This is a genomic window from Garicola koreensis, assembly GCF_014195445.1.
GTDB lineage: Bacteria > Actinomycetota > Actinomycetes > Actinomycetales > Micrococcaceae > Nesterenkonia > Nesterenkonia koreensis.
This window is the reverse complement of record NZ_JACIBT010000025.1, coordinates 1-9,863: the sequence shown is the minus strand read 5'-3', so window position 1 is coordinate 9,863 and position 9,863 is coordinate 1. Positions and strand designations below refer to the sequence as shown.

General features: G+C 67.2%; 8 protein-coding genes. 6 read left to right on the top strand and 2 right to left on the bottom strand.

What is annotated here, in order from left to right:
* On the bottom strand, window positions 1–1,703 hold a 1,703-nt coding region (gene acs / locus FHX47_RS10565; RefSeq protein WP_183358893.1), incomplete at its 3' end, for an acetate--CoA ligase.
* Between the two features lie 516 nt (window positions 1,704–2,219).
* Here acs and nth point away from each other — a divergent pair.
* From nth to FHX47_RS10535, 6 genes are all read left to right on the top strand, one after another.
* A complete protein-coding gene (gene nth / locus FHX47_RS10560; RefSeq protein ID WP_183358891.1) occupies window positions 2,220–3,002 on the top strand; it encodes an endonuclease III in 783 nt (260 codons plus the stop codon).
* A complete protein-coding gene (locus FHX47_RS10555) occupies window positions 2,995–3,720 on the top strand; it encodes an NUDIX hydrolase (protein ID WP_183358889.1) in 726 nt (241 codons plus the stop codon). The genes nth and FHX47_RS10555 overlap by 8 nt, the downstream gene beginning before the upstream one ends.
* Before the next feature lie 122 nt (window positions 3,721–3,842).
* On the top strand, window positions 3,843–4,988 hold the full coding sequence (locus tag FHX47_RS10550; RefSeq protein ID WP_183358887.1) for a CpaE-like family protein: 1,146 nt from the start codon (window positions 3,843–3,845) through the stop codon (window positions 4,986–4,988).
* Window positions 4,981–6,117 carry a TadA family conjugal transfer-associated ATPase gene (locus tag FHX47_RS10545; protein WP_183358885.1) on the top strand — a complete coding sequence of 379 codons (1,137 nt, stop codon included), beginning with the start codon at window positions 4,981–4,983 and terminating at the stop codon, window positions 6,115–6,117. The genes FHX47_RS10550 and FHX47_RS10545 overlap by 8 nt, the downstream gene beginning before the upstream one ends.
* Window positions 6,114–6,848: a hypothetical protein gene (locus FHX47_RS10540; protein ID WP_183358883.1), complete on the top strand. Its 735-nt coding sequence runs from the start codon at window positions 6,114–6,116 to the stop codon at window positions 6,846–6,848. The genes FHX47_RS10545 and FHX47_RS10540 overlap by 4 nt, the downstream gene beginning before the upstream one ends.
* Window positions 6,841–7,425: a type II secretion system F family protein gene (locus FHX47_RS10535; RefSeq protein ID WP_183358881.1), complete on the top strand. Its 585-nt coding sequence runs from the start codon at window positions 6,841–6,843 to the stop codon at window positions 7,423–7,425. The genes FHX47_RS10540 and FHX47_RS10535 overlap by 8 nt, the downstream gene beginning before the upstream one ends.
* A gap of 161 nt (window positions 7,426–7,586) precedes the next feature.
* Here the strand turns inward: FHX47_RS10535 and FHX47_RS10530 are convergent.
* Window positions 7,587–9,863, bottom strand: a 2,277-nt coding sequence (locus FHX47_RS10530; protein ID WP_183358879.1) for an ATP-binding cassette domain-containing protein, incomplete at its 5' end; no start/stop codon positions are given.

Sequence of the window (9,863 nt, the reverse complement as noted above, 5' to 3'; positions counted from 1 at the left end):
GCCTCGCCGGTGGTGGCGTCCTTGGCGCCGACCACCGCGGCCTCGGCCACCGCTTCGTGCTTCACCAGCGAGGACTCGATCTCTGTGGTGGAGAGCCGGTGCCCGGAGACGTTCATGACGTCGTCGACCCGGCCCATGAGCCAAATATCGCCGTCCATGTCGTAGCGGGCGCCGTCGCCGGCGAAGTACATATCGCCGAAGCGTGACCAGTAGGTGTCCTTGTACCGTTCCGGGTTGTTGTAGATCCCGCGCAGCATCGCCGGCCAGGGCTCGGTGATGACCAGCAGGCCGGACTCACCCCTGTTGACCGTCTTGCCCTCGTCGTCGACGACGTCGATGGCGATCCCGGGCACCGGCTTCTGGGCCGAGCCGGGCTTGGTGGCGGTGACCCCGGGCAGCGGGTTGATCATGTGGGCACCGGTCTCGGTCTGCCACCAGGTGTCGACGATAGGCGCCGGGTCCTCCTTGGGCGGCTTGCCCGGGCCGTTGTTCGAGCCGATGACTTCGCGGTACCACCTCCAGGCCTCCGGGTTGATGGGCTCACCGACGGTGCCCAGCACCCGCAGGCTGGAGAGGTCGTACTGATCGGGGAACTCCCGGCCCCACTTCATACAGGTTCGGATCAGTGTGGGTGCGGCGTAGAACTGGGTGACCCTGTACTTCTCCACGATCTCCCAGAGGCGTCCCTTGTGCGGGGTGTCCGGCGTGCCTTCGTAGACGATCTGGGTGGCCCCGTTGGCCATGGGCCCGTAGAGGATGTAGCTGTGCCCGGTGACCCAGCCGACGTCGGCGGAGCACCAGTAGACGTCCTGATCGGCCTTCAGGTCGAAATGGTCGCGGTGGGTGACCGCGTTCTGGGTCAGATAGCCCCCGGTGGTGTGCAGGATCCCCTTGGGCTTTCCGGTGGTGCCGGAGGTGTAGAGGATGAACAGCGGGTGCTCAGCATCGTGGGCCACATAGGTGTGCTCCGTGGACTGCTTCGGCACCAGGTCGTGCCACCAGATGTCGCGATCGGAGTCGAAGGCCACGTCTTCACCGTTGCGCTGGACCATCAGCACGTTCTCCACAGTGTGGCCCGGTTCCGAGAGCGCGGTGTCCACATTGGCCTTCAGCGGCGAGGGTTTGCCGCGCCGGTAGGAGCCGTCGGCGGTGACCACCAGCTTGGCCTCGGCGTCGTCGATCCGTGAACGCAGCGCATCTGCGGAGAAGCCGCCGAAGACCACCGAGTGCACGGCGCCGATCCGGGCGCAGGCCAGCATCGAGATCATGGTCTCGGGGATCATCGGCATGTAGATCGCCACCCGGTCACCCTTGGCCACGCCCAGGGACTCGAAGGCGTTGGCGGCGCGGGCCACCTCATCGGCCATGTCCTGATAGGTCAGGGCGCGGGTGTCTCCGGGCTCGCCCTCAAAGTAGATCGCCACCCGGTCCCCGTTGCCGGCGTCGACGTGGCGGTCCACGCAGTTGTAGGCAGCGTTGAGCTTGCCGCCGACGAACCACTTGGCGAACGGGGCATCCGACCAGTCCAACGTCTGGGTGAAGTCTTCGTCCCAGTGCAGGATGCTGCGCGCCTGCTCCGCCCAGTACCCCACCCGGTCGCCCTTGGCCTGGTCATACTTGTCGGCCCCAGCGACGGCGTCGGCGGCGAACGCTTCACTGGGGGGGAAGGTCTGAACGCTCTCGGATCCGGGCGTCGTAGTCATGCGCTCCTCCTTGTTCGCGAGGTCCGCGCCGGTTCGACCCGCCGGGTGCGGTGGAGCCGGCGAGCCGCGAGGCGACCTCGTGGGTATCTGTGTCCAGGATCACGATATCGCTTTGATGCTGATCAGGCGAGAATCCGCGGCCCCTTCAGGATCGGATGGTGCCTCGGCGTCTGTGAGTGGTCGAAAAGTGTCGGCGAGCGGCACCGGTGGTCAGCGGCTTCCGCCGCGCTCGTCCTCGCTCTGTCCCCTGTGACCACCGCGCCTTTTCGTCAACACCGCAGGATATAACCTGCGGTGTTGACGAAAGGCTGCGGTGATGTGCCAATGGTGGGGGCACCTGAGCTGCTGGGCGCCCGGCCTGGTCGGCCAGGGTGCTCGGCCCCGCGCATCCTCCCGCACCGAAGGCCGCAACCCGCGAGCCACGCATCCTCCCGCACCGAAGACCGCACCTGGCAAAACCACGCATCCTCCCGCACCCGACGCAGCGCCCGGCCGGGCCATCTAAGATGGACATCCATGGTGGACAAGACGCTGATCGGAAAGAAGCGCCGGGTGCGCAGGGTCAATCGCCTGCTGGGTGAGACCTACCCCTATGCCGTCGCCGAGCTGGACTTTGAGAACCCGTTCGAGCTGCTGGTGGCCACTGTGCTCTCCGCCCAGACCACTGATGTGCGCGTCAACCAGGTCACCCCGACGCTCTTCGCCGGCTACCCCGATGCATTCGCCATGGCCTCGGCGAATGAGGATGAGCTGGCCCAGATCATTCGCCCCACCGGCTTCTACCAGGCCAAGACGCGCTCGCTGCTGGGCTTGGCCAACGCCTTGGTGGACGAGCACGACGGCGAGGTCCCAGGTTCGCTGAAGGAGCTGGTGAAGCTGCCCGGCGTCGGGCGGAAGACGGCGTTCGTGGTGCTCGGCAACGCCTTCGGCAAACCGGGGCTGACCGTCGACACCCACTTCGGCCGGCTCGCCCGCCGGCTGGGCATGACCGAGAACAAGGATGCGGTGAAGGTCGAACACGACGTCGCCGTCCTGTTCGAGCCCAAGGATTGGACCCCGCTGAGCCACCGGCTGATCTACCACGGACGACGCATCTGCCACTCGCGCAAGCCAGCCTGCGGCGCCTGCCCGGTGGCCCACCTGTGCCCCTCCTACGGGATCGGGGAGACTGACGCGCAGGCCGCGCAGAAGCTGCTGAAGTACGAGCTCGCCCCCGGCCGTGAGGACCTGCACCAAAAGATGCTCCAGGGATGGAGTCGCAGGCAGCTGCGCGACGCGGGATACCAGCTCAATGCCTGACAGTGACCTGCCCTCCGATGTGGACCAACCGCTGCGCCGGCTGGTGGCTGAGGCCGCCGACTTCGTTCAGCAGAACCCGCGTGAAGCCGCCTCGGGAACCTGGTGGTGGCCGCGACCGGCGGACCGACTGCAGAATGTCCTGCCCGAACCCACCACCATCAGGCATGCCGCCGTGCTGGTGCTGCTGTGGGAGCACGACGACGGCCCCCGCCTGCTGCTGACCGAACGCAGCGCGGCGATGGCCAAGCACCCCGGGCAGATCTCCTTCCCCGGCGGTGCGGCAGAAGAGTTCGACCTCGACACCACCGGCACTGCCCTGCGGGAGGCTCAGGAGGAGGTGGGCCTGGACCCTGTGCGAGTGGAGGTGATCGGCCCGCTGCCGCCTGCTTTGGTGCCGGTCAGCGGCTTCAGCGTGACGCCGGTGCTGGCCGCCGCGGAAGATGTGGGGGTGCTGACGCCGTACTCCGGGGAGGTGGCCCGGCTGATTCACGCGCCGGTGGCAGATCTGATCACACCGGAGCACCGCTACATGGCCGTCATCGAGCGCGAGGGCATACGGTCCTCGACGCCGGCCTTCTACTTCGGCGAAGGAACTGACGACGCCGCCTTCGTCTGGGGGTTCACCGGGATCCTGCTCGACCGGATGCTCGACCGGCTGGGGTGGGCCCAGCAGTGGGACGAGGCCCGGGTGCTGGACCCGCGCCAGTTTAAACGGTGATGCACAGGGCCCCGGTGCCCCAGTTTTCCCCACCGGATGCGGACGCCGCCGGCACGCCGCTCACATCACAGCTGGAGGATCCGCTGAGCCGGCCGGACCGCGGCACCCCGCAGGCTGGACCTATGAATCACCACAGCCTGCCGCGCAGTCCAGCCGACTCCGCCGGCACAGGACAGGTCGGCACCCGGCAGGTCGGCACAGGGCAGGCCGCCGCGGCCGAATCAGTGCTGCTGATCACAGACGACGACGCGCTGCGCGAAGACATTGCGCTGATCACCGCCGTGGTCGGGGTGCGGCTGGAGACGGCGACGAACTGGCGCGGTGCTGAGGAGGCCGAGGGCTGGGCTGCTGTGATGTGTTCCGCGCAGTGCCTGCCGACCTCCGCGCGGCAGGCGGAGGGAACTCTGCTGCTGGGCTACGACGCAGAGGGGCTGTGGGAGGCGGCTGCACAGCTGCCGGGGGTGCGGCCGGTTCCGCTGCCGCAGGCAGAGCGCTGGCTGAGCGAACAGCTCAGCGCCCAGGTGTTCGACCGGTCCCAAGGGAAGGTGGTTGCTGCAGCCTCCACCGCAGGAGGGGCAGGTTCGACGACGTTCGCCTACCTCTGTGCGGCCGAATTGGTCGCCCGCGGTCAGCGTCCGCTGCTGATCGATGCGGCGCTGGGCCCCGGAAGTGGACTCGCCGATCTGGTGCACCGGGCACGAAGCCAGCAGCGGCTGGGCAGCGGGAACGTGGAGGGTGGTGACCTCGACTGGGAACAGTTGAGCCGCATCGAAGGTGAGATCTCCACCTCACACTTAAGCGCAGCAATCCCGATCGTGGACGGCATCGGGGTGCTCACCGGTTCTGTCGAAGCCCTGCAGCGAGCCCCGCTGCTGCCTGCAGCAGCGGCCGCAGGACGCAGCGCCTTCGACGTCGTCATCATCGACCTCGGCCAGCGCATCGAGATGACCCACATCATGGGGGAGCAGCTGGAGCGAATGCTGGTGGTGACCAGAGCCTCGCCCCGGGCGGCCGAAGCTGCGGTCCGGCTGGTGCGGGCTGTCGCGCCGGTGGAGGCTGCGGTGGTGGTCAACCGCCGTGCCGCACCCGGCTGGGGCCCGGAGGATCTCGCAGATCGGCTCGGCGCCCCGGTGGTGGCCGACCTGGCGGAACAGAGATGGTTAGCCCGAACCGATGATTTGGCTGACACCTACCAGCTGCTGCGCTCTGCTCGCGGGGCCAGGATGATCCACGCGGTGCTGCACGCATTGGGCCTCGGCGATGCGTGAGCAGCAGCTGGAGGAGCTGCGCGAGAAGCTGACCTCCTCCACCGAGCCGATCACCGCAGTGCGCATCGCCGAAGCAGTACGCTCTGCGGGTTTGGCCCTGGGCTCGGGAACCGCGGCCCAGCTGGTCAAGCAGCTGCGCGATGAACTCGTGGGACTCGGTCCCCTCCAGCAGTTCGTCGATCAGCCCGGGGTCACCGATGTGGTCCTCGACGCCGGCGGCAGAATCTGGACCGACGGCGACCAGGGCCTGCAGAGCACCGGTGCGCAGCTGGAGTCCGAAGACCAGGCCAGGGCGCTGGCCCGGCGGCTGATCTCGGTGGCCGGCGGGCGTTTGGACGAGGGGCACCCGTGTGCTGACGGCAGGCTCGGCAACTGTCGTATCCACGCGGTCATCCCACCGATCGCAGTGGAGGGGACCATGATCTCCGTGCGGGTGGCGCGCAGCTCATCGGCCAGTCTGGACCAGCTGGCTCGGCAGTGGTCTGCCGCAGATCAGTGGTTGCCGGTCATCCAGGCGATGGTCGCACAGCGGATGAACTATTTGGTTTCTGGCGCAACGGGGTCGGGAAAAACGGCGCTGCTGGCAGCCATGCTGGGTGAAGCAGCGGCGCAGGAGCGGATCGTGGTCGTCGAAGACACCACCGAACTGCTGCCCCAGCACCGGCACGTGGTCCACCTGCAGGCACGAGCGGGAAACGTGGAGGGGGCAGGCCGGGTGGATATCGGTCAGCTGGTCCGTGAGACGCTGCGGATGCGGCCTGACCGGCTGATCGTCGGAGAGTGTCGCGGTGCGGAGCTGCGGGACTTCCTCACCGCCATGAACACCGGTCACCAGGGCGCAGGAGGAACAGTGCATGCCAATTCCCCGCAGGCGGTCCCCGCCCGGCTCATCGCCATGGGTGCTCTGGCCGGTCTGGGTCCGGAGACCGTCGCAGTCCAGGCCGCCGCTGCCCTGCACCTAGTCATCCACATGGAACGCCGCGCCGGTCGACGCATGCCGGTGGCACTCTCGGCCGTTCAGTACCAGCAGGGCAGGCTCGCCATGACGGAGGTCCTGCGTACCCAGGGTGAGCAGACGGTGCGGGGACCGGGCTGGTACGACGGCGGCTGGGAGGAACTGGTGCGGTGAATGCACTGATCTGGGCCTCCGTGGCGGCACTGGTGACTGCTGCTGTGCTGCTGTGCCTGCCGCGCGTGGTCGGCCGGAAGGATCACTCAGTGCGCGCCGGACTCAGGCTGCGGTCTCTGGTGAGGCGTCTGCGCGGCGGCGGAGGAAGCATCCCGCCGGAGCAGCTGCGGAAGGACTCCGCGGCTCTGCTGCGACAGTTCAGCGCCCTGCTGCAGTCCGGTCGCGGTGAGGGCCAGGCCTGGGGAGACCTGCTGGCCCATTGGCGACGCCGAGACGCTGATCACCCGCTGACCCTGGTCTGCGCGCAGGCGGCAGCCGCGGAGGCCAGCGGCACCGGCACCGCAGCAGGACTGCGCCGGGCCGCAGAGCAGACGCAGAACCGCCAACTGCGGCAGCTGGTGAACCGGCTGATCGCCGTGACTGCACTGTCTGAGCAGACTGGTGCTGCCCTGTCGCACCTGATGGAGCAGCTGGCCGGTGCGGCCGATGATTCCGCCCAACTGGCAGCTGCGGTGCAGACAGCCGTGGCCGGGCCCAAGCTGACCCAGCTGATCCTCACTCTGCTGCCGGCAGGTGGGGTGGTGCTGGGCCACATCATGGGTGCCTCACCCACGGCGACTCTGCTGGGCGGGGGACTGGGCATGCTGTGTCTTATCGCAGGCATCGGGTTCCTCATCGTGGGGCGGCTGTGGAGCGCCCGCATGATCGGCACGGTGATGCGCCATGTCTGAACTGTGGGCCCTGCTGACCGCAGCGCTCGCCGCCGGGGTGGTGCTGCTGATGCTTCACGAGACGGACGCTGGTGCCAGCCGCCGTCGTGCTGGGCTGCGTCGTCTGCGGCAGCTGATGCGTCGGCGCAGACCCGAATCCCAGGATGAGGGTGCCGATGCTGCGGTGCTGCTGGATCTGACCGCAGCGCTGCTCAGCGCAGGGGTGGGGATCGAGGCGGCCCTGAGTCGGCTGGCGGACACTGTGCCGGGTGCGGGTCGCTTGGCCCGGGTCCACCACGCACTCTCCGCCGGTGCTGGGTGGGAACAGGCGGTGGAGCCGGTCACCGGGCACCCTGAGCTGAGCGCCTTCTGCGAGCACCTCAGCTTCGCCTACGCGACCGGGGCACCCAGCGCCTCCATGCTTCGGGCCGCTGCGGCGCAGGCCCGGGCTCAGCGCCGCCACGGTGCCGAGCGTCGGGCCGAAGAGCTGGGGGTGAAGATGATGCTGCCCTTGGGCGCCTGCTTCCTTCCGGCCTTCATTCTGCTCGGTGTGGTGCCGGTGGTGCTCAGCATGCTGCCGGACAGTCTGGGACTCTGAGCGGAGCGAATGTAGATCATGTTCTACACAGCATCAATTCTGAAGATGCCGACCGAGAGGCATCCGATGAAGAAGTACAGCAAGCGTGAGCTCAACCAACACAGCGGACGAATCCTGCGTGAGGTCGCCGAGGACCTCGGCATCGAGGTGCGCTGGCCCGGCTAGGAGCTGACGTAGTCGGCCAGGTGCTGACCGGTGAGGGTGGAGCGATCTGCCACCAGCTGGGCCGGTGTGCCGCAGAAGACCAGCTGGCCGCCGTCGTGTCCGGCCTGCGGCCCCAGATCGATGATCCAGTCGGCGTGGGCCATCACCGCCTGGTGGTGTTCAATGACGATCACGGTCTTTCCGGAGTCGACAAGCCGGTCCAGCAGACCCAGCAGGTTCTCCACGTCTGCTGAGTGCAGCCCCGTGGTGGGTTCATCCAGGATGTAGACGCCCCCGTCGGCACCCATGTGGGTGGCCAGTTTGATGCGCTGGCGCTCGCCGCCGGAGAGCGTGTTCAGCGGCTGACCCAGCCGCAGGTACCCCAGACCGACCTGGTGCAGACGACCCAGGATCTTCTCGGCTGCGGCCAGCTTGGCTTCACCGCTGCTGAAGAGCTCCAGCGCCTCAGTCACTGAATGTTGGAGCACCTCGACGATGCTTCTGCCGGCCAGCGTGTGCTGCAGAACCTCGGGACGAAACCGGCGACCCTCACACTCCTGACAGGGGGCGCTCGCCGAGGCCATGATCCCCAAGTCCGTCTCGATGACCCCGGAACCGCCGCAGGCCGGGCAGGCGCCCTCCGAATTCGCGCTGAAGAGTCCCGGCTTCACACCATTGGCTTTTGCGAAGGCCTTCCGTATGGGTTCCAGCAGCCCGGTATAGGTCGCCGGATTGCTGCGCCGCGAGCCCTTGATCGGTGCCTGGTCGACGGCGATGGCGCCGGGCTGTTCCGCCACGTGGCCATGGATCAGTGACGATTTGCCGGAACCGGCCACACCGGTGACCACAGTGAGCACACCCAGCGGAATATCGGCGTCGACGTTCTTCAGGTTATGGGTGCCGGCGCCGCGGATCTGCAGCCAGTCGCTGGACGGGCGCGGCGCAGACTTCAGCGCGGCACGGTTGGACAGGTGGACGCCGGTCAGCGTGCCGGAACTCTCCACACCCTCAAGGGGCCCTTCATAGACCACCTGACCTCCGTCGCTTCCTGCTCCGGGCCCCAAGTCGATCAGATGATCGGCGATAGCCATCACTTCTGGTTCGTGCTCGACGACCAGCACCGTATTTCCCTTGTCCCGCAGCCGCAGCAGCAGCCGGTTCATGCGTTGAACGTCGTGGGGATGAAGCCCGGCAGTGGGTTCGTCGAAGACGTAGGTCACGTCGGTCAGCGCAGAACCGAGATGCCGGATCATCTTCACCCGCTGGGCCTCACCGCCGGAGAGAGTGGCGGAGGACCGGTCCAGAGACAGATACCCCAGACCGATCTCGATGAAGTGCTCCAACGTTTCGGCCAACCGTCCCAGCAGCGGGGCGACTGTGGGTGCGTCGAGGCTGCGCACCCACGCTGCGAGCTCGGTGACCTGCATGGCACAAGCCTCAGCAATGTTCACTCCGGCAATGCGTGAGGACCGGGCGCTCTGGTTCAGCCGTGTGCCGGCGCAGTCCGGGCACGCGATGAACGTGACCGCACGGTCGACGAACTGACGGATGTGGGACTGCATCGCTTCGCGGTCCTTGGAGAGGAAGGACTTCTGGATCTGCGGGATCAGCCCCTGGTAGGTCATATTTGCTCCGCCGATCCTGCGTTTGACCGGTTCACGGTCCAGCAGGTCGTGCAGCTCCGGCTGGGTGTAGTCACTGACCGGCTTATCCGCATCGAAGAACCCTGATTCGGCGAAGAACCGCACAGACCAGCCCCCCGGCTTATAGCCGGGCACCAAGATGGCCCCCTCGTTCAGCGACTTGGACCGGTCTACCACCTGGTCGATGTCCAAGTCGGTGACGTTGCCGGTGCCTTCGCAGTGCGGACACATGCCGCCCAGCACAGTGAACTCCGCGCGTGCCGGCTTCTTGGCCGCTGATGCCTTCTCCACGGTCAGCGAGCCTTTGCCGGAGGCGGAGGCAACATTGAACGAGAACGCATTGGGTGAGCCGATATGCGGCTGCCCGGCACGGGAGAACAGGATGCGAAGCATCGCGTTGGCGTCGGTGACAGTGCCCACTGTGGAGCGGATATTGGCAGTCAGCCGCTCCTGATCCACGATGATTGCGGTGCTCAGACCCGCGAGCAGATCCGCATCAGGACGCGCCAGCGACGGCATGAATCCCTGCAGGAAGGCGGAATAGGTCTCGTTAATCATCCGCTGCGACTCCGCAGCGATCGTTCCGAAGACCAGCGAGGACTTCCCAGACCCGGAGACGCCGGTGAAAACTGTGAGTCGGCGCTTGGGGAA

What these genes read in the sequence shown, in the direction of transcription:
- nth (WP_183358891.1), top strand. Translation starts at nt 2,220, where the DNA reads ATGGTGGACAAGACGCTGATCGGAAAGAAGCGCCGGGTGCGCAGGGTC.
- FHX47_RS10550 (WP_183358887.1), top strand. Translation starts at nt 3,843, where the DNA reads ATGAATCACCACAGCCTGCCGCGCAGTCCAGCCGACTCCGCCGGCACA.
- FHX47_RS10555 (WP_183358889.1), top strand. Translation starts at nt 2,995, where the DNA reads ATGCCTGACAGTGACCTGCCCTCCGATGTGGACCAACCGCTGCGCCGG.
- FHX47_RS10545 (WP_183358885.1), top strand. Translation starts at nt 4,981, where the DNA reads ATGCGTGAGCAGCAGCTGGAGGAGCTGCGCGAGAAGCTGACCTCCTCC.
- FHX47_RS10535 (WP_183358881.1), top strand. Translation starts at nt 6,841, where the DNA reads ATGTCTGAACTGTGGGCCCTGCTGACCGCAGCGCTCGCCGCCGGGGTG.